Annotated in this window: 22 protein-coding genes; 11 read left to right on the plus strand and 11 right to left on the minus strand. The window is 65.4% G+C overall.

The annotated features are described in order from the left end of the window. The 6 genes from H292_RS0125925 to H292_RS0125955 all read right to left on the minus strand — a co-directional run. Positions 1 to 818: FAD-dependent oxidoreductase (locus H292_RS0125925; protein WP_020113340.1), on the minus strand; the 818-nt coding region annotated here is incomplete at its 3' end. A gap of 45 nt (positions 819 to 863) precedes the next feature. Beyond that, on the minus strand, positions 864 to 1,454 hold the full coding sequence (locus tag H292_RS0125930) for a class F sortase (RefSeq protein ID WP_020113341.1): 591 nt from the start codon (positions 1,452 to 1,454) through the stop codon (positions 864 to 866). Continuing rightward, positions 1,441 to 3,264 (minus strand): hypothetical protein, encoded by a 1,824-nt coding sequence (locus H292_RS0125935; protein WP_020113342.1) that lies wholly within the window; start codon positions 3,262 to 3,264, stop codon positions 1,441 to 1,443. Before H292_RS0125935 ends, H292_RS0125930 begins: the two co-directional genes overlap by 14 nt. A 203-nt stretch (positions 3,265 to 3,467) precedes the next feature. After that, complete coding sequence (locus tag H292_RS0125945; protein ID WP_019667890.1) at positions 3,468 to 4,703, minus strand: MFS transporter; 1,236 nt, start codon at positions 4,701 to 4,703, stop codon at positions 3,468 to 3,470. A 13-nt stretch (positions 4,704 to 4,716) separates the two neighbouring features. Further along, positions 4,717 to 5,172: a MarR family winged helix-turn-helix transcriptional regulator gene (locus H292_RS0125950; RefSeq protein ID WP_020113344.1), complete on the minus strand. Its 456-nt coding sequence runs from the start codon at positions 5,170 to 5,172 to the stop codon at positions 4,717 to 4,719. A 91-nt stretch (positions 5,173 to 5,263) separates the two neighbouring features. Further along, on the minus strand, positions 5,264 to 5,863 hold the full coding sequence (locus H292_RS0125955) for an Rv1733c family protein (protein ID WP_230594308.1): 600 nt from the start codon (positions 5,861 to 5,863) through the stop codon (positions 5,264 to 5,266). Positions 5,864 to 6,002: 139 nt separating this feature from the next. Between H292_RS0125955 and H292_RS0125960 the strand changes: the two genes are divergently transcribed. Continuing rightward, a complete protein-coding gene (locus tag H292_RS0125960) occupies positions 6,003 to 6,674 on the plus strand; it encodes a lysoplasmalogenase family protein (RefSeq protein WP_019667893.1) in 672 nt (223 codons plus the stop codon). Here the strand turns inward: H292_RS0125960 and H292_RS0125965 are convergent. After that, positions 6,639 to 7,091 carry a hypothetical protein gene (locus H292_RS0125965; RefSeq protein ID WP_027499101.1) on the minus strand — a complete coding sequence of 151 codons (453 nt, stop codon included), beginning with the start codon at positions 7,089 to 7,091 and terminating at the stop codon, positions 6,639 to 6,641. The two genes, H292_RS0125960 and H292_RS0125965, sit on opposite strands and share 36 nt — an antisense overlap. Positions 7,092 to 7,179: 88 nt before the next feature. Between H292_RS0125965 and H292_RS0125970 the strand changes: the two genes are divergently transcribed. From H292_RS0125970 to H292_RS0125990, 5 genes are all read left to right on the plus strand, one after another. Then, entirely contained in the window at positions 7,180 to 7,983 is an 804-nt protein-coding gene (locus tag H292_RS0125970; protein WP_027499102.1) for an SDR family oxidoreductase, read from the plus strand. Between the two features lie 110 nt (positions 7,984 to 8,093). Beyond that, on the plus strand, positions 8,094 to 8,708 hold the full coding sequence (locus tag H292_RS27570; RefSeq protein ID WP_231383930.1) for a DUF6636 domain-containing protein: 615 nt from the start codon (positions 8,094 to 8,096) through the stop codon (positions 8,706 to 8,708). Continuing rightward, positions 8,705 to 9,373 carry a TrmH family RNA methyltransferase gene (locus H292_RS0125980; protein WP_020113349.1) on the plus strand — a complete coding sequence of 223 codons (669 nt, stop codon included), beginning with the start codon at positions 8,705 to 8,707 and terminating at the stop codon, positions 9,371 to 9,373. Before H292_RS27570 ends, H292_RS0125980 begins: the two co-directional genes overlap by 4 nt. Before the next feature lie 43 nt (positions 9,374 to 9,416). Further along, on the plus strand, positions 9,417 to 10,529 hold the full coding sequence (locus tag H292_RS0125985; RefSeq protein ID WP_026348263.1) for a glycoside hydrolase family 76 protein: 1,113 nt from the start codon (positions 9,417 to 9,419) through the stop codon (positions 10,527 to 10,529). Between the two features lie 14 nt (positions 10,530 to 10,543). Next, positions 10,544 to 11,317, plus strand: coding sequence for a trans-aconitate 2-methyltransferase (locus H292_RS0125990; RefSeq protein WP_020113350.1), 774 nt, complete (start codon positions 10,544 to 10,546; stop codon positions 11,315 to 11,317). 1 nt (position 11,318) lies between these two features. On the opposite strand, the gene H292_RS0125995 is transcribed toward H292_RS0125990, so the two are convergent. Further along, positions 11,319 to 11,969, minus strand: a complete 651-nt coding sequence (locus H292_RS0125995; protein WP_020113351.1) for a DedA family protein — start codon at positions 11,967 to 11,969, stop codon at positions 11,319 to 11,321. A gap of 29 nt (positions 11,970 to 11,998) precedes the next feature. Continuing rightward, positions 11,999 to 12,742: a VTT domain-containing protein gene (locus H292_RS0126000; protein WP_020113352.1), complete on the minus strand. Its 744-nt coding sequence runs from the start codon at positions 12,740 to 12,742 to the stop codon at positions 11,999 to 12,001. Positions 12,743 to 12,912: 170 nt separating this feature from the next. On the opposite strand from H292_RS0126000, the gene fbaA reads away from it, so the two are divergent. Then, complete coding sequence (gene fbaA, locus H292_RS0126005) at positions 12,913 to 13,953, plus strand: class II fructose-bisphosphate aldolase (RefSeq protein WP_019667903.1); 1,041 nt, start codon at positions 12,913 to 12,915, stop codon at positions 13,951 to 13,953. 84 nt (positions 13,954 to 14,037) lie between these two features. Here fbaA and H292_RS0126010 read toward each other — a convergent pair whose 3' ends face one another. Next, on the minus strand, positions 14,038 to 14,898 hold the full coding sequence (locus H292_RS0126010; RefSeq protein ID WP_020113353.1) for an Rv0361 family membrane protein: 861 nt from the start codon (positions 14,896 to 14,898) through the stop codon (positions 14,038 to 14,040). A gap of 165 nt (positions 14,899 to 15,063) precedes the next feature. Between H292_RS0126010 and H292_RS0126015 the strand changes: the two genes are divergently transcribed. The 3 genes from H292_RS0126015 to H292_RS0126025 all read left to right on the plus strand — a co-directional run bounded on the left by H292_RS0126015 (position 15,064) and on the right by H292_RS0126025 (position 17,625). Then, positions 15,064 to 15,480 carry a DUF3151 domain-containing protein gene (locus H292_RS0126015; RefSeq protein ID WP_026348265.1) on the plus strand — a complete coding sequence of 139 codons (417 nt, stop codon included), beginning with the start codon at positions 15,064 to 15,066 and terminating at the stop codon, positions 15,478 to 15,480. A 76-nt stretch (positions 15,481 to 15,556) separates the two neighbouring features. Next, entirely contained in the window at positions 15,557 to 16,627 is a 1,071-nt protein-coding gene (locus tag H292_RS0126020; RefSeq protein WP_026348266.1) for an FUSC family protein, read from the plus strand. Between the two features lie 71 nt (positions 16,628 to 16,698). Further along, complete coding sequence (locus H292_RS0126025; protein WP_020113355.1) at positions 16,699 to 17,625, plus strand: cation diffusion facilitator family transporter; 927 nt, start codon at positions 16,699 to 16,701, stop codon at positions 17,623 to 17,625. Here the strand turns inward: H292_RS0126025 and H292_RS0126030 are convergent. Further along, a complete protein-coding gene (locus tag H292_RS0126030; RefSeq protein ID WP_027499105.1) occupies positions 17,615 to 18,082 on the minus strand; it encodes a pyridoxamine 5'-phosphate oxidase family protein in 468 nt (155 codons plus the stop codon). The genes H292_RS0126025 and H292_RS0126030 overlap by 11 nt on opposite strands. A 53-nt stretch (positions 18,083 to 18,135) precedes the next feature. Here H292_RS0126030 and H292_RS0126035 point away from each other — a divergent pair, with 53 nt between their 5' ends. Beyond that, entirely contained in the window at positions 18,136 to 19,077 is a 942-nt protein-coding gene (locus H292_RS0126035; protein WP_020113357.1) for a helix-turn-helix transcriptional regulator, read from the plus strand. Positions 19,078 to 19,082: the final 5 nt, after the last annotated feature.

The following is a 19,082-nucleotide window of genomic DNA, read 5'->3' on the forward strand; positions in this document are numbered from 1 at the left end:
GGGGATTCGAAGAAGTGCAGGAACAGTTTGTGGGGGCGGTTGCCGACGTCGCGGATGGCCCAGTCCTGCAGGGTGTTGGCGACCATGTCGACCTGTTTGGATCCGCGGCGGGCGGCTTCGGAGCCTTCGTCGTAGTCGATGTCCTCGGGGGCGACGATGACCTCGATGTTGGGGGAGTGGTCGAGTTCGCGGAGTTCGAGGGGGGTGAACTTGGCTTGCGCGGGTCCGCGGCGTCCGAAGACGTGGACTTCGAGGGCCTTGTTGGCTTTGAGGCCTTCGTAGACGTTGGCGGGGATTTCGGTGGGGAGGAGTTCGTCGCCGGTCTTGGCGAGGACGCGGGCGACGTCGAGGGCGACGTTGCCGACGCCGAGGACGGCGACTTTCTCGGCGTCGAGGGGCCAGGTGCGGGGGACGTCGGGGTGGCCGTCGTACCAGGAGACGAAGTCGGCGGCGCCGTAGCTGCCGTCGAGGTCGATGCCGGGGATGTTCAGTGCGCGGTCGGCGTTGGCGCCGGTGGAGAAGATGACGGCGTCGTAGAAGCGGCGCAGGTCGTCGAGGGTGATGTCGGTGCCGTAGTCGATGTTGCCGAGCAGGCGGACCTGGGGCTTGTCGAGGACCTTGTGCAGGGCGGTGATGATGCCTTTGATGCGGGGGTGGTCCGGTGCGACGCCGTAGCGGATGAGGCCGAAGGGTGCGGGCATGCGCTCGAACAGGTCGATACTGACATCTGTGTCGGACTTCATGAGTGCGTCGGCGGCGTAGATGCCTGCGGGTCCGGCGCCGACGATGGCGACGCGGAGAGGTCTTGTTTCGTTCATCCCCTAATCGTAGTTATCATGCGCATAGATGCAACACCCATTTGTTCAGCCAGCCAGCTGCGCCACGACGAAGAAGTTGTCTCCCGTCGGTTCGCCATTGCGTACGTCGCAGTTGGCGAGGATCAGTCGGCCGGGGACCTGCGCTCGCAGGTCGTTGTCGGCCAGGAGGGAGCCCTTCGGCAGGGGCCCGACCGATTCGACGCCGTATTCGAGAGTGCCGGTCGCTGTGCGCACTACGACGATGTCGCCGACCTGCGCCACTCCGAGTGACCGAAACGGTGCGTCCCGCGTCGAGTAGTTGTGGCCCACCACGACCACTGTCTGCTCAGTGTCGGTTCCGGGTAGCCCGCTCTCGGCCCACCACGCGGGTCGCTCGTCCACGGGGTTGAGTACTTGCGACGAGTCGCGGTACAGGCCGTCGGGATTGACCGTGCTGCTCATGTAGGTCTGCGACTCGGCGGATCGTAGCTCGATCCACTCCGGTTGCGCGGGAGCAACCGGAGACGGTGGAGCCGCAGAAATCTGCGCCTCCACCGCCGACCGATCGGGCGGTGTCACACTGGCCGGCTCCGACTGCGCACAGCCGGTCAGTGTGACACCCAGAGCGATCGCGACTGCGAACTTACGCAGATGCATCGGTCGAGTTGCGACGACGCAGGTAGAGCCCGCCACCCACCGCGGCAACAGCGACGACGCCGACGCCGGCCAAGATTGCCGGTGTCGCGGACGAGCTGTCCGAATCGCCCGACGCTTCGGTGGACGAATCGCCCAGTGCCAGATCGACAGCGGGCAGTTCTCCGGCAAGGACGGTGACACCGTCGTCGTCGGTGGTGAAGTAGTCCGCGACCGTGAACGATCCGTCCTCGTTGGACACGCCCACCAGTTCCACACCGGTCTCGTCGACGACCACCGTGGTGTCATCGACCTGGGTCACGGGGACGTCGTCCTTCGTCGTCCCGCCGATGTTGATGGTCCAGCTGAATTTCGGTCCGCTCGCTGCCAATTCAGCTGCCTTGGCCTTCAGATCGGCTTCGGCCTTGGTCGCTGCATCCGCTGCCGTCTTGGCCTCGGCCGCTGCGGTCTGCGCAGCCTTCACGTCCGCTGCTGCGGTGTCGGACGCGGCCTGAGCTGCCGTCAGATCGGCTTCGGTCCGCGTCACGTCGGCTTCCGCGGTGGCCAGTGCCGCATTGGCTTCCTCGACCGCGGCCTCTGCATCGGCGGCGGCCTTTTCGAGCGCTGCGATATCCGCATCCGACGGCGCTGCGTCGAGGTCGGCCTGCGCTTGCGTTGCCGCGGCCGCAGCCGCGGTGGCCTTCTCCTGGGCTGCAGTCGCAGCGGTCCGTGCGTCGGCAGCAGCTTTGTTCGCGGCGGTTGCTGCCTCCGTCGACGTCGCCGCTGCCGCTTCGAGATCCCGTGCATTGGCCTCGGCTGCCGCGGAGACGTCCAGCGCTGTGCGTGCGGCAATGGCCGCCGACAGCGATTCGGCTGCTCTGGCCGCCGCCGCGCGGACAGCGGCACTCACCTTGGCGAGGTTGAGAGTCTTGAACGAATCCTGCACTGCGACGATCGAATCCTGCAGCGCCGTGGCAGCTGCTTCGGCATCGGCAGACGCGGTGGCAGCAAGCTCGGCCTTGGCGGTCGCGTCGGCACGTGCTGCCGCTGCGGCCTCCACCGCTTCCGGGTCACCGGCACCGGCCGCTTCGGCTTCCAACCGGTCTGCCTCGGCGAGGGCTGTGGCTGCGGCAGTGTCGGCGTCGGTCTTGGCCTGTGCAGCCGCAGTATTCGCTGCTTCGAGAGCTGCGGTGTCGGCCTTGGCCTTGTTCACCGCTCCGACGGCAGCGATGCGGTCCAGTTCGGCGGCTGTTGCGTCGGCGTCGGCCTTCTTGGCCTTCACCACCGCGTCCGCCGCAGCGAGCTCTGCCTTGGTGACCGCGGTACTTGCCGCGGCATCTGCGGCGACGGCTGCATCGAGACGAGCCTGCGCCGCGGTGGATGCCTCCGCAGCGGCTTTGCTCTTGGCCTCGGCGTCCGCGAGCGCTTGCTTCTCGGCGTCGCTGAGCTGCGGGACGATGTCGACGTTGATCGTCGCCGTGCCGTCGTCGTTGAACACGACCCCGCCCGTTACCTGGGGGAGAGGTCGATCGGTCGACGGTGCTTCGGGGGCAGGCACCGCTGCTGCCGACGCATCACCTGCGCCGGGTGCAGGAACATCCGCAGGCGGTTGCACGAGTGCATCTCCCGACGGCGTGGTTGCTTCCCCGGTGGGCGCCTGCTCGTCGGCCGGCGGATCGGTAGGTGCCTGCTCGGCGACGCTGTTCGACGGTGGCGGAGTCTCCTCCTGTGCTGCGGCAATTCCTGGTGCAGCCAGTGCGAAGGAGAGTGCGACGGCGGCTCCGGCGGCGGCGATGCGAGTCCTCCGCGAACGGGCGATCGACTTCTGTGACATGGATGTTCAAGCCCTTCGGTCCTGGTGGCCGGAGCCACCGACACCTCCGTCCCGATCCGGAAATGCTTTTAGTGAGGCACACGTACTTGTGCTTCATGGACCGTAACGGACCGAAAGGTCTCTCAGGGTTTACCAAGGAATTGGTTATGCAACTGTTACTGATGGTGTTGGTGTGACGAAAGTAAACACCAGCGGGAGAAATCTCAGTCGCCGACGGTGACTGCCCGGGCCTCGTCGACACTGTGAGGTGCGGGGTCGTGATCGTCGACGTGGGCGAGGACCTTGCGGCCGGTCGACAGGACGACGATCGCCAGCAGGGTGCAGACCGCGCCGACCCAGAACGGGACATGAGCGTTGCTCTCGCCCAGCTTGCCCGCGAGGTACGGTGCTGCCGCGCCGCCCACGAAGCGGACGAAGCTGTAGGCCGCCGAGGCGGTCGAGCGCTCCACGGGTGCGGAGATCATCACGGTTTCGGTGATGAGCGTGTTGTTCACGCCGAGGAACAGTCCGGCGACGACGGTGCCGACGATCAGTACCGTCTTGTTCTCGGTGAACAGGGCCATCACTCCGAGGTCGACGGCAAAGAGGAGCAGCGAAAGCATCATCATGTTCAGAGTTCCGTACGCGCGCTGCAACTTCGGGGCGAGGAACACCGATGCCACGGCGAGGCACAGGCCCCAGCCGAAGAAGATGAAACCGATGCTGTACGTGCCCATGTCGAGCGGAAACGGGGTGTAGGCGAGGAGGGTGAAGAAACCGTAGTTGTACAGAAGTGCGGTGATGCCGACGGTGAGCAGTCCGCGGTGGCGAAGTGCACGGAACGGATCGAGTATCGACGTCGTGTGAGCGGGCTTGGGAGTGTCCGGCAGCATGACGATCAACAGAATGAACGCGACGGCCATCAGCGCCGCAACGCCGAAGAACGGTCCACGCCAGGAGAATCCGCCGAGCACACCACCGACGAGCGGTCCCGTTGCGATGCCGATACCCAGCGCTGCTTCGTACAGGATGATCGCGCGCGCGACGCCTCCCGATGCGGCACCGACGATCGTCGACAACGCAGTTGCGATGAACAACGCGTTTCCGAGACCCCAGCCGGCGCGGAACCCGATGATCTCACCGACTGATCCGGAAACTCCTGCGAGAGCAGCGAATACGACGATGATGGCAAGACCGGCCAGCAGTGTCCGTTTCGGGCCGAAGCGGCTGGACACTACGCCGGTGATGAGCATCGCGACGCCGGTGACCAGCATGTAGCTGGTGAACAGCAACGACACCTGGGACGGTGACGCATCGAGTTGTTCGCCGATGGGTTTGAGGATGGGATCGACCAAGCCGATACCCATGAAGGCGATGACACTCGCAAAAGCGACTGCCCACACGGCCTTCGGCTGTTTCAGCAAGCTCTCGGTGTTCGTACTCACGGCTGAGTTCCCCACGACGAGGTTCCTTTCAATCCGTGATCGACGATTTGAGCACGCTGCGAAGCTCGCTCAGTCCGTCGGTCAGTTTCTGTAGTTGCTCCGGGTCCAGTTCGGACAGGTACGGCAGCAGGCCGTCGGCGATCTGGCGTCGTCCGGCGGCCAGCCATTCGGCGCCGGCGTCGGACATCCGGGCGACGACCGCGCGCGAGTCGCTCGGGTCGGTCGTGCGTTCGACGAGCCCGGCTGCGGCGAGCTTTCCCAGCAGCGACGTCGCCGACGGCTGCGAGCAGCGATCGAGGCGAGCGAAGTCGCTGACTCGTAGGGGTTGGTATTCCTCGAGGAGGGACAGCGCTCGCATCCAGGCCTTGGGCCACTCGTCGGAGCCGAAGTGCGCGGCGAGGCGAACGAACCGGGACGATCCCGTGACCAGCTCGGAGAGCAGGTCGCGGAGATGCTGATCGGAAGACGGTTGCTGCACTCCCATAAGCTTACATAAGCTAACTATATTTGCAAACCGGCGATGGAAACGAAAAAGTCCCGGCCGTGTGGCCGGGACTTTCACGTAGGTACGACGTTCAGCTCAGGCTGTTCTCGTCCATGAAGTTCTTGATGGCGAGGTCCCAGTCCGCGTCGCGCTTGTTGTCGAGGCGGAACCGGGTGGCGGAGTAAATGCCGTAGAAAAGGAGTCCGGCCAGGAACAGGCTGCCGATGCCCGTGAAGGCGGCGGCGGCGATGGCGTCGGAATTCGACAGTGGCTGTGATGCTCGGATGCCGTTGTCGTCGACCCAGATATCCACTTCGGTACCCACCGGCGAGCCGCTCACGACGGACACCTGGCCGGTGTGCTCGACGCCCTGGTACGTCCAGGTGGCGTCGACGGTGGAGCTGCTCTGCGAGCTGAAGTCGGACTGAACGAGCGGCGAGGGGGGAGTGACGGACACGGTCTCGGCGGTGACGGCGTGCCGGGTGTACTGCTGCGCGGAGACCTGCTCGTTCTGGAACGACAGCGTCGTCATCGCGAGCCACGCAGCAACGGGAAGCATCAGAATCGTCAGGGTGGTGAGGATGGTCTTCAGCCGTGCCTGGATGCGGTCGGAGCGACGGAGCAGCGGGTTCGAAGCGTAGGCGAGACCTTCCATGGTCGCCCTACGATCATCGGTGTGTTTCCTGCGCATTGTCGTCCCAACGTGTCGAATCGTGTGTTTACCTTCCAACGATGACAAGGTGTACAGCCCTGAATCAAGGCGAAGGGGCCAGCATCACACAATTGGTTAGTTCAACGAATGGTCTGGTCGACGAACTCGGAGTGCCTCGATGAACCGCTCGACGTTGTCCAGAACGGCGTTCGCCTCGGCGTCGGCAGCCACGGTGCTCGGAGCGGTCCTCGGCGCAGACAGACTGCATCGCTTCGCGAAGCCGTTGATCGCTCCATCGCTGATGGCGGGGTTGCCCAAGCCTGCGTCGACGCTGGGTCTGGCGCTCACCGCAGCAACCGTCGGCGACGTTCTTCTACTCGACCCGGACGACGATTCGCGGATCCTGCACGGCGCGGCCTCGTTCGCTGTGATGCAGGGGTGCTACTGCGGGCTTCTTCGCGCTCGAGGTGCACGCGTCACCGTATCGGCGGCGGCGCCGCGAGCGGCGGGCTGGCTTCTCGCGGTCGTGTCGATGGCAACGCGTTCGCCCGACGTCGCACCCGGCCTCGGCGCGTACGGACTGACGCTGGCATCGATGTCGACGCTTGCCGCGGACCCGACGCTCGTGCCCGGCGCGAGAACGGCGGCCGGCGTCGTCGTTCCCGGTGCGGATCCGGCGTCGAGAATCGCTCTCGGCGGTGTGCTCTTCACGGTGTCCGACGCGTTGATCGTGGCTCGGCGGCTGCTGTTGACCACGGAGTCGCATCGGCGAGCGGCGGAGGGAGTGATTCTCGCGACCTACGCGGTGGCTCAGCTATTCCTCGTCGAAGGTCTGTCTCGGAAGAAGTAGAACGCGGTGGTGGTCGTCCGGATCGACCATGATCGGCACGACTGCGCCTTCGGCGAACCTCGAGATCTCCGAGCGAGGGATGGCGTAGACGATGCGGCCGGAGAACGACTCCGAGCCGGGCACGGTGAACTGCAGTTGAAGTTCGCTTCGGGTGTCGTCGAGTGGGTGCACTTCCTCGATGGTGGCCCAACCTTCGACGCCGTTGCGGGCGATCTGTCGCTGTTCGGCGGTCCGTCGGTTCGCCACCAGCATGGACAGGCCGAGCGCAGCTCCGAAACCGGCGATCAGAGCGGCAAGTTGGTAAGGCAGGGTTCCCGGGGGCGCCGACGGTCGGAACCACAGCGCCCACACCGCCAGGACGGCGACGTAGCCTACTGTGACGACTACTATCGCGCGCAAAGTTCGTTTGTGATTCACCCACATCTCCTACAGGCCACGTCCAGAATAGCCCTGAAAAGTTGTCGGAGGTCTTACCGATAACCCTGGTAACGCCTATTCTGTCGAGGTGTCTACACCAACTGTGTTCATCACCGGCGCTGCTGCCGGGATCGGACGATCCACTGCTCTGAAGTTCGCTCGCTCCGGATACCTCGTCGGGGCCTACGACATCGACGAAACCGGGTTGGCGTCGCTCGGTAAGGAGATCACCTCCGCCGGCGGACGCGTCGTGACGGGAACCCTGGACGTCACCGACCCCAAGCAGTGGGAGGCTCGGTTGAAGGAGTTCGACGCCGAGGCCCACGGCCGGCTCGACGTCCTCGTCAACAACGCAGGCATCCTCGTCGCGGGCCAGTTCGAGGACATGCCGCTCGAGGTGCACAAGCGTCAGATCGACATCAACTTCAACGGCGTCGTGTACGGCACTCTCGCTGCGTTCCCCTACCTCAAGGCAACCAGAAACGCCCAGGTCGTGAACCTGTGCTCGGCGTCGGCCATCTACGGTCAGCCGGAGCTGGTCACCTACGGCGCGACGAAGTTCGCCGTACGCGGTGTCACCGAGGCGCTCGATCTCGAGTGGGCCAAGTACGACATTTCCGTCAAGGCCATGTGGCCGCTCTTCGTTCAGACCGCGATGACTCAGGGCGTCTCCACCGGAACGACCAACTCGCTCGGCATCAAACTCACCGCCGACGATGTATCCCAGGCGATCTTCGACGCCACCCGCCCCGCGAAGGGACTGCGGCGGAACAAGGCACTGCGCAAGGTTCACTTCCCGGTCGGATTGCAGTCCAAGGCGTTGTCGCTCGGATCCAGGTTCTCGCCGGCCTGGCTCACCCGCGAAGTCAACCGCCGCCTGAGCCACACCTGATCCTGCTCGACCCATCGACCCCTGCCACGCACCACCGAACGGCACGGGTTTCGGTTCGCCGGTAGGGTCGCTCTGCAACATGATGAGCGAAAGTGGGGTCGGGTTCTTTCATGGCGAGAGCGCGCTCGAAGAAGCGTTCGGTACTGGCAGCATCGGTGGCGATCGTGGCGGTGCTGTCCGCGTGCGGTAGCGAATCCGGTGCGGATGCGACGTCCGCACCGGCTACCACGACGACAACCGTCGCGCCGCCGACAACGACGGTGGAACCGGTGTTGCCGCCGCCGTCCACCGAAGCCCCGCCGCCGCCCCCGCCGGAACCCGCACCCGAGCCCGCGCCGCCGCAGACGACGTACGCGGCACTCGACGGTGCGTACTACTTCTCCTCGCCGGACGGGTTGTTCCAGTGCGGGATCGTCACGCTGGCCAGCCGTACCGAAGCGGGCTGCCAGGGCACGACGTCGCCGGTTCCTCCGCGGCCCGAGGACTGCATGATCAGCTGGGGCAACGGAATTCGGGTCACCAACGAGGGTGAGGCCGAGTTCATGTGTTCCGGTGGTGCGGTGTACACCTCGGGCGGCGAGACGACCGATCCTCCGCTCGCAGTCGGGCAGGTCATCAACGCCGACGGGTACTCCTGCGAGTCGACGGCCGGCGGCATCTCGTGCACCAACGACGAGACCGGTCACGGCTTCCGCATCGCCGCCGACAGCAACGAAATCTATTGAGCGACATCGATGTACCAGGTCCGACCGAATGGGGAGACAACCCCAACGGCGTCGGACCGTGGGAACAGCACCACGACGAACCCCGGCCGACGGGACCGCAGTTCGATCCCGAGCTGCTCGACGCAGGTGACCGGCGCAATGTCGTCGACGCCTACCGCTACTGGACGCGGGAGGCCATCGTCGCCGACATCGACACGAGGCGTCATTCGCTGCACGTCGCAATCGAGAACTTCGCCAACGACGCGAACATCGGGACGGTCGTGCGCACCGCCAATGCGTTTGCCGCGCAGGCGGTTCACATCGTCGGGCGGCGCCGCTGGAACAGGCGCGGCGCGATGGTCACCGATCGATACCAGCACATCCACCACCACGACACCGTCGACGACCTCCTCGCCTACGCCGCCGCCGAGGGTCTGACGGTCGTCGCGGTCGACAACACGCCGGGTTCGGTGCCGATCGAGACCGCGGAACTTCCGAGGGATTGCCTGCTGCTGTTCGGGCAGGAGGGGCCTGGGGTGACCGAGGATGCACGCAACGGCGCGTCGATGACGGTATCCATCGCGCAGTTCGGGTCCACTCGCAGCATCAACGCGGGCGTTGCCGCCGGAATCGCCATGCACTCGTGGATCCGGCGTCATGCCGACTTGTCACAAGCCTGGCCCTGACTGTTTGTGCTTCGCCCCCGGGCAAGTGGCAGGATTGCCGATCATGCAGGAGCTATGGGCGCAGCGCGCGGACGCTGCGGAGGGGGCCGTCGTCGCGCGACACGTGCGTCGATTGTGGGGCTTGCCCGGTACGGCGCTCGGCGTCGTGGCGTGGCCGCCTGTTCGGCGGGAGCGACTGTTCCTGAAGTGGCATTACTGGTGGCAGGCGCACCTGCTCGATTGTGCGGTCGATGCAGCGAGCCGCGAGCCCACCGCCAAGAGGCGCCGCCGAGTGACCAAAATTGCTCGTGCGCACCGCATTCGAAACATCACCGGCTGGACCAACAACTATTTCGACGACATGGCCTGGCTCGGGCTTGCTCTCGAGCGGGCTCAGCGGCTGCATGCCGTCGGCAACCGCGTCGGGATCCAGAAGATCGAGATGGAGCTGTTCGACGCATGGTCTCCGCAGGCAGGAGGCGGCATCCCCTGGCGCAGGGGCGACGATTTCTACAACGCCCCGGCCAACGGACCCGCCTCGATTCTGCTGGCCCGGACGGGTCGGTTGTGGCGAGCGCAAGCCATGGCCGATTGGATGGACGTCACGCTGAAGGATCCCGAGACGGGTCTGATCTTCGACGGCATCCGTACCGGCGACGTGCTCGATCGTGCGATCTACAGCTACTGCCAGGGTGTGGTGCTGGGCATCGAAACGGAACTTGCGGTGCGGCTGGGGGGTCCGCGTCATCGTGCCCGGGTGCACGCGCTGGTGACGGCGGTGGACGATCGGCTGTGTCGTGACCTGGTGATCGTCGGCGGGGGAGGCGGCGACGGCGGTTTGTTCGACGGCATCCTGGCCCGCTACCTGGCGCTGGTCGCGACGACCTTGCCCGGCGACAGCGACGACGATCGGTCCACCCGCGCACTGGCCGCGTCGATCGTGCTCGCGTCGGCGGAGGCGGCCTGGGAGAACCGCCTGGAAGTCGAGGATCATCCACTCTTCGGTGCAGCGTGGGAATCGCAGGCCACACTTCCCGGGCCCGGGCATTCGGTGGCGAAGTTCAGCGGCGGAACGGTGCGTTCGTCGGCGGTGCCGGAGCGCGATTTCGCGGTGCAGCTGAGCGGCTGGATGTTGATGGAGGCCGCGTACACCGTGGCGGACGCAGGCTTTCGTTAGCTAAGGTACTGGCTATGGGGACTTCGTGGAATCCGACGATATACGGGCACTACGCGGACGAGCGGACTCGTCCGTATTACGAACTGGTCGCTCGGATCAGACACGAATCACCCGATACCGTCGTCGACCTCGGATGCGGGACCGGTGTACAGACCGCCACGCTGGCGCAGCGGTGGCCGACGGCCCACATCACCGGACTCGACTCGTCGGCCGAGATGGTGGCCGACCAACCATCGGATCTGCCCGCCGGCGTGACCGTCCGGCAAGGAGACATCTCCGATTTCGACGCGACCGGCGTGGACGTCGTCGTGTCCAATGCGGCCCTGCAGTGGGTACCTCACCACCGAGAGCTTCTGGCGACGTGGGCATCGCAACTGGGCGCGTCCAGCACCCTTGCCTTCCAGGTTCCGGGCAACTTCGACGCTCCTTCTCACGTCCTGATGCGTCGCCTCGCGGAGTCCGACGAGTGGGCGTCGACTCTGAGCGGCGTTCTACGCGGGGGTGACAGCGTCGACTCCGCCGAGCAGTACGCGTCGGCGATGCTCGACGCGGGATTGACCGTCGACGCGTGGGAGACCAGCTACGTCCACGTTCTGCAGGGCGAGGACCCGGTGCTGCGGTGGGTGACGGGAACGGGCCTGCGGCCCGTCCTGGATGCACTCGACGACGAGGCCCGGCCGGTGTTCGTCGAACAGTATCGAGACCTCCTGCGCGACGCGTACCCCTCGACCGCGTCGGGAACGCTGTTTCCGTTCCGACGCATCTTCGTCGTCGCCCGTAAGGACTGAGTTATTCGAGGACTTCTTCGACCTCGATGGTCTCGGACGGCTTCGACATTTCCTTGCGGTACTGCCAGATGCCGACGCCGGTGCCGACGACCAGGAGCACGATCATCCCGATCAGGACCGCGGGCAGCAGCCACGGCACCATGTCGAGGAAGCTACCGAAGTAGAACCCTGCCAGCAGTAGTACCGGCGCCCAGATGATCGCGCCGAGCGTGCTGGCGATCGTGTACCGGCGATGGTTCATCTTGGCTGCGCCCGCGACCATCGGGCAGAGTGTCCGCACCCAGGGAATCCAGCGGGCGACGAGCACGGCCCAGAAACCGTGCTTCTCCAGCAGCAGGTTCACCTTGTGCAGGTTCTTGGTGTTGAGGTACTTGCCGTTCTTGCGCGCGACGAGTGTGGATCCGGTGCGGTGCCCGATGACGTACCCCACCTGGTTGCCTGCGATGGCCGCGATCATCGCGCCGACGGACAACGCCCATATGTGGCCGGTGCCCGATGCATGGGTGGCCATGACGATTCCGGCGGTGATGAGCATGGAGTCACCGGGAAGGAACAAGCCGATGATGACGGCGCATTCGATGAAGACGAAGGTCACCACCACGAGCCACACCACGAGCGGGCCTGCGGTTTCCAGTGGGCCGAACTGACCCATTGCCTCGATCACGGTTGCAACACCCGCACTTAAGCGCTCGGACGGTCCTGCTGGGTCTCGATGGCGTCTGCGGCCTCCGAGAGCGGTGTCTTGCGGGCTCGAACCATGCGCTTGCCGACCTCGATGACGATGGGCAGAACCGAGACGAAGACGATCAGCAGGAAGATGTAGTCGACGTTGTCGCGGATGAACTGGATCTGTCCGAGCAGGTAGCCGAGCATGGTGACGCCTGCGCCCCACAGGATGCCGCCGACGACGTTGTACGTCACGAAGATCGAGTACTTCATGTGCGAGGCGCCTGCGACCACCGGCGCGAACGTACGCACGATCGGGACGAAGCGCGCCAGGATGATCGTGATCGGGCCGTGCTTCTCGAAGAACGCGTGCGACTCGTCGATGTACTTCTTCTTGAAGAACTTCGCGTCGTTCGACTTGAACAGCGCAGCTCCACCCTTGCGTCCGATGAAGTATCCGACCTGGTCGCCCGCGATGGCGGCGATCGGGATCGTGATCAGCAGGACGCCGATGGGCGCGAACGGCGGGATCTCGTCGGACTTCGATGCGGCGATGAGGCCGGCGGTGAAGAGGAGAGAGTCACCCGGGAGTAGCGGAAACAGCAGCCCCGATTCGATGAAGACGACGAGCAGCAACCCGACCAGCACCCAGGTGCCGAACGAGTTGAGCAAATTCACTGGATCGAGAAACCCCGGCAGGAGCGCCAGGTTCGTCGTCACAGATTCCGAGGCGGCAAGAAGACTCACGGCGCCCACCATACCGGCCGAACCTGGGCCGACCTGAACAACAGCTGGTGAATTGCCACCGGCGCGATGTCCGATTAGTCACGTTCGGGCCGGGAGTGATCAGGTGGGTACCGCGACAGGCGCACCGGAGGCTTGCCATACTGCAACGGACAATCAATCTCTTCACATGGAGGAATGACGCCGTGCCGATCGCAACTCCCGAGGTCTATGCCGAGATGCTTGGCCGGGCCAAGGAACACCAGTTCGCCTTTCCAGCGATCAACTGCGTTGGTTCCGAGTCCATCAACGCCGCAATCAAGGGTTTCGCCGACGCTGGAAGCGACGGCATCATTCAGTTCTCGACCGGTGGTGCCGAGTTCGGCTCCGGCCTCGGCGTCAAGGACATGGTCACCGGTGCAGTAGCGCTGGCCGAGTTCGCTCACGTCGTCGCAGCCAAGTACGACGTCACGATCGCGCTGCACACCGACCACTGCCCCAAGGACAAGTTGGACACCTACGTCCGTCCGCTGCTGGCAATCTCGCAGGAGCGGGTCGACGCAGGCCGCAACCCGCTGTTCCAGTCGCACATGTGGGACGGTTCCGCAGTCCCGATCGACGAGAACCTCGAGATCGCCAAGGACCTGCTCGCCAAGGCAGCAGCTGCCCGCATCATCCTGGAAATCGAGATCGGTGTCGTCGGCGGTGAAGAGGACGGCGTCGAGGCCGAGATCAACGACAAGCTCTACACCTCCAACGAGGACTTCCTGAAGACCGTCGAGGCACTCGGTGCGGGCGACGCGGGTTCGCGCTACCTGCTCGCCGCGACGTTCGGCAACGTGCACGGCGTGTACAAGCCCGGCAACGTGAAGCTGAAGCCGTCCGTCCTTGCCGACGGCCAGCGTGTGGCGTCGGAGAAGCTCGGCCTCGCTGCCGGTTCCAAGCCGTTCGACTTCGTGTTCCACGGTGGATCGGGCTCGGCGAAGAGCGAGATCGAAGAGGCTCTGGACTACGGCGTCGTGAAGATGAACGTCGACACCGACACCCAGTACGCATTCAGCCGCCCCATCGCAGGACACTTCTTCAGCAACTACGACGGTGTGCTGAAGGTCGACGGCGAGGTCGGTAACAAGAAGGCCTACGACCCGCGTAGCTACCTCAAGAAGGCCGAGGCCGGTATGACCGCCCGTGTCATCGAGGCGTGCAACGACCTCAAATCCGCAGGTCGCAGCGTAAGCGCTGGCTGACCCACGCGAGTGGAGCGGAGCCCGCGGATCACTCCGCAGGCTCCGCTCCCGGTAGGCCAGGGTCTGTCTCCACTCCCACGAGGGTCAGCAGACCTTCCAGGTTTCGTCTTCCAGCCGCAGATCGAACGTCCGAGGTGACCGCTCGTTCGGATTCGCTTCGGTGTACGCGATGATCTGCGCGATTGCAGTGTCTCCGGTGATCTGAACGGCATCGATGCCTTCCATCACCGGCACGTTCCCCTGTTCGACGGCGACGCGGTGCACGTCCGCGAACTCCGCATCCGGGATGTCCCGGTAGTACGTCGCCAGGTCCCCGCACGACGACGATCTCAGCGTCGCCAGGTCCCCGCTCGCCAACGCCTCGGTGAACGACGTGACCGATGTTCTGATCTGCGCCTCCGGCGAATTCTCGCCGCCGTCACGCGCCAGATAGAAGAATGCGGCGGCACCGACTGCGACGATCACGACGACGGCAGCGGCCAGGGCGCCCAGCCAGCGCTTGCTCGTCTTCCGTGCGGGAACGGAGCCTGCGGAGCGACCGGAAGGCGCCGGAGTGGAGCCTGCGGAGCGACCGGAAGGCGCCGGAGCGGAGCCTGCGGAGCGACCGGAAGGCTGCGGAGCGGAGCCTGCGGAGCGACCGGAAGGCTGCGGAGCGGTGCTCGCCGCCGACGGTCCGGCGGGTTGCTGAGCCGGGCGGGGGACCTCCCCGCGAGCCGGAATGCGCTGCGGTACAGCGTGGGGTCGCGGCGCAGGCCTGGCAGGTGGCTCGACGGCAGGAATCGCGGTCGTCTCGGCCTCCGACGCGTCGGGTTGGGAAGCCTTGGCGTCTTTCTTGTCCTGAGGCGTGGCGTCCTTGTCCTGAGGCGTGGCGTCGGGGAGTTTCGGCGGGGTGGGTGTGCTGTCCGACGTGTCGGGTTCCGACTTCGTTTCGTCCTTCTCCGACACCTGGTGCTCCCTACTTCATTCTTCGACTCTTTCGAAAACGAAAGCCTAGTGGCCGAGGGTGGGTGGCCGGTTGCAGGCGAGGCGAGTGTCGGGCTCGAGAGTGCTGGACGCGGGAGCGCCGGGTGGAGGGCACAGGAGCATTGCGTGGAGGGCACAATGGTCCCCATGACTTCATTCGGTGACTTGCTCGGACCGCAGCCGACGCTTCTGCCCGGCGACGACGAGGCAGAGTCCGCACTGCTCAACCACGAGGATCCGGCGAAGGTCGCGGCGGAGAATCCGACGGCGTCGATCGCCTGGGCATATTTGGCCGAGGCGTCGTTGGACGCGGGTCAGACCATCACTGCGTACGCCTATGCGCGCACGGGGTATCACCGCGGGCTCGATCAGCTCCGCCGCAACGGATGGAAGGGATTCGGGCCGGTCCCGTACAGCCATGAGCCCAACCGAGGATTCCTCCGCTGCGTCGCTGTTCTCGCGAAGGCTGCGCGTGAGATCGGCGAGAACGACGAGTACGCGCGGTGCCTCGACCTCCTCGAAGACAGTGATCCCAAGGCTGCGGAAGCTCTCGGGCTCGGCTGATCCTGCTGTAACGACGCTGCGTCCGACGGCTCGGCGGGGTAGGGCCCGTGTGAGGGCGGGCCGGGCGAGGTTGCAGCTGTCGTTGTTGCCGATCGTTCAGTGTGCGCTGGCGGCGGGTGTCGCGTGGTTCGTCGCGACGGACATCGTCGGTCATGCTCATCCGTTCTTCGCGCCGATCGCTGCTGTCGTGTCGCTCGGTGTGTCGTTGGGCGCGCGAATGCGCCGGTCCGCTGAGTTGGTGGTCGGTGTCACGGTCGGGATCGGTGTCGGTGACCTGATCATTTCGGCGATCGGCAGTGGGCCGTGGCAGATCGCGCTGGTGGTTGCGCTCGCGATGTCGACGGCGGTGTTCCTCGACGGTGGTCCGATCATCGCGATGCAGGCGGGTTCGTCGGCTGTGTTGGTCGCGACGCTCATTCCTCCTGGCGATTCGGGTGGGATCGACCGAATGGTCGACGCATTGACCGGTGGTCTGGTGGGCATCGCGATCGTGGCGCTCATTCCGACGCATCCGGTGTGGCGGGCGCGTAAGGACGCGGCGCGGGTGCTCGGTATCGCGTCGGATGTGTTGCAGAAGGTGGCCGACGGGTTGGTGGCCAATGATCCGAAGCCCATCGAGGAGGCTTTGAAGAAGGCTCGCGCCACCCAGTCGGACATCGATGCGTTGCGCACGAACCTGAAGGGTGGTCGGGAGATCGCGCGGATCTCTCCGTTGTATTGGGGTCATCGGAACAGGTTGGCGGGTCTGGAGAAGACGGCCGATCCGATCGACAACGCGATTCGCAACATTCGTGTGTTGGCGCGTCGCTCGTTGACGCTGGTGCGGGACGACGAGATTCTCGATCCCCGGGTCGTCGACGAGGTGGAGAAGCTGGCTCAGGCAACGGATGTGTTGCGCCGGATGGTGCTGGCAGATCCGGGCCGTCAGCCGGATGCCGCGGAAGCGGCGAGGGTTCTGCGCGCGGTGGCTGCGGGCGCGAAGCCCGAGTTGATCTCCGATGCGGGCCTGTCGGCAACGGTGGTGCTCGCGCAGTTGCGGTCGATCATCGTCGATTTCCTCCAGGTTGCGGGTCTGAAACGTATTTCTGCGCTGGCGACGCTTCCGCCTACCGTCGCGAAACCGGAGGTCACGCCGGACCTGTTCTGACCCTGTCGAGACCATTGCACATATGCGTATGTACGCATATGGTGAGGTCGGCATCGACGGAAGGGGAAGTGATGGGCGCGGGGCACGGGCACAGTCACGGCATACCGGACTCAGGTGGAACGGCCGGACCGTCCACCAAGCGGATCCGCAACATGGTGATTGCACTGGCCATTCTCGTGGTCTTCTTGATCCTCGAGGCGACGGTCGCGTTGATCATCGACTCCCTGGGCTTGCTGGCCGACGCCGGCCACATGCTCACCGATGTTCTCGGAATGTCGATGGGTCTCGTGGCCCTCCTTCTGGCCCGTAAGGGAAGTGCCGCCGCTGCACGCACGTTCGGCTGGCATCGTGCGGAAGTCCTGACGGCCATCGCCAATGCTGTTCTGCTCCTCGGTGTCGCCGCGTTCATCTTGTACGAGGCGATCGATCGAATCGGCGACGCGCCGGAGATCCCCGGTCTTGCGCTGATCGTCACCGCGGCCGCAGGTCTGGTCGCCAATCTGGTCGTCATGGTGCTGATTCGCGGCGACGCGAAGGACAGCATCGCCGTGCGCGGTGCCTACATGGAGGTGCTCGCCGACGCTGTGGGCAGCGTCGGTGTCCTCGTCGCAGGCCTGGTGATGGTGGTGTTCGGATGGACGTGGGCGGACATCGTGGTCGGTGTCCTGATTTCGCTGTGGGTGATTCCGCGGGCCATCAAGCTGGCGGGCTCCGCGCTGCGCATCCTGACTCAGGCGAGCCCGGGTCACGTCGACGTCGAGGCCGTCGAAGCCGATCTTGCTGCCCTACCCGGCGTGGTCGGTGTGCACGATCTGCACGTCTGGACCCTCACCACGGGTATGGACGTCGCGACCGTGCACCTCGAATGCGACGGCTCCGGCCCGGTTCTGCTGGATCGCGCCAAAACGGTGCTCGCGGCCTACGGTCTGGACCACGCGACCGTGCAGGTCGAGCCGTCCTCCCAGGGATCTGCGTGCAAGAACGAACTCACTTGGTGAACGTCTTCACCGGGGTTCCCGGTCGCCACAGCTCGATCTGCATGTGATCGTCGACGAGTGAGGTCAGCACCACCTCGGTGATGTCGAGATCGAAGACGTTGTAGGGCGTCAGTTCCGGGGGTGCTGCGTCGAAGATCTTCTGCAGTGCATCGGGGTCGGTGAGTTCGACGGCTGTGCCCGCGATTTTCGCGTCGCCGCCTTCCATCGAATGGTGGCCGGGGTTGCTGTGCAGGGCGAAGCGTGGATCCCGTTGCAGATCTCTGGCTTTGAGTGCGTTGAGCATCGACCCCAGGCGCAGCACGCCGCCGTCGGCGAATTCCACTTCTGTCCCGCTGACCCGCGGAGACCCGTCCTGTCGAAGCGTTGCGAGCACATGGTGCTTGTTGGCGGAGAACCGTGCCGCCACCCCGTTCGCCAGGGCGGGTGCCGCGGACTCGAAGTCTTTCCATGTCGTCATGCCAGCAGTATGCGGACACATCACTGACACCTTCTGTCAGTAATATCGGCGGTGTGCGTTCCTCGCGGCTGCTGCAGTTGATGCTGTCCCTCCAACACGGCCGTGCGACGACCGCACAGGCGCTGGCCGACGAAGCAGGAGTGTCGGTGCGCACCATCTACCGCGACATAACCGCGTTGCTCGACGCCGGGGTCCCGCTCTGGACCGAGTCCGGACCGGGCGGGGGAGTGCGGCTCCTGGACGGATGGCAGTCGAAGCTGTCCGGCATGTCCGGTGTCGAGACCTCGGCGTTGATGTTGCTCGGCGTGCCGTCCGTGGCTGCAGATCTGGGGCTGGCCGACGTCACGGCTGCGGCCGAGACCAAGCTGCTGGGTGCGCTCCCATTGCCGTTGCGCGCCGGCGCCCAGATGTGGCGTGAGCGGTTGCACGTCGACGCCCCGGGCTGGTTCACCGACGTCGAACCGTCGCCGCATCTGAAGGCGATCAGCGCGGCTGTGTTGGCGGGTCGGCAGCTCGATCTCGACTATCGGGGCTCGACGCGCACCGTCGCCCCGCTGGGACTGGTGGCCAAGGCGGGCGTCTGGTACCTCGTCGCCGCCCGGGGAGACGCCGTCCTGTCGTATCGTGTCGACCGAGCCGAGGGTGCTCGGACGCGGACGGAACCGGTGGCCAGGCCCGACGGCTTCGATCTCGCTCGATGGTGGGCGGAATCGGCGTCGAAGTTCGATCGGGTACTGCTGACTTTCGATTGTCGAGTCAGGTTGTCCGCGGATGCTGTTCGCATTCTCCCTGCTGTCGTCGGTCGTGAAGCAACTCCGGCACTCCCTGGCGCCGACGTCGACGGGTGGACGACCGTCGATCTGCGGCTCGAGACGTTCGACGTCGCCCTGGGGCAGTTGACGACGCTGGGAGGTGGCGTCGAAGTGCTGGAACCGGTGGCGTTGCGGCGGGCGCTGCACCGGGTGGCGTCGGAGATGGCGTCGCGAAACTCCTGACTGCA

Origin of the sequence: Rhodococcus sp. 114MFTsu3.1, from assembly GCF_000383555.1 — a bacterium.
Taxonomy (GTDB): domain Bacteria; phylum Actinomycetota; class Actinomycetes; order Mycobacteriales; family Mycobacteriaceae; genus Rhodococcoides; species Rhodococcoides fascians_E.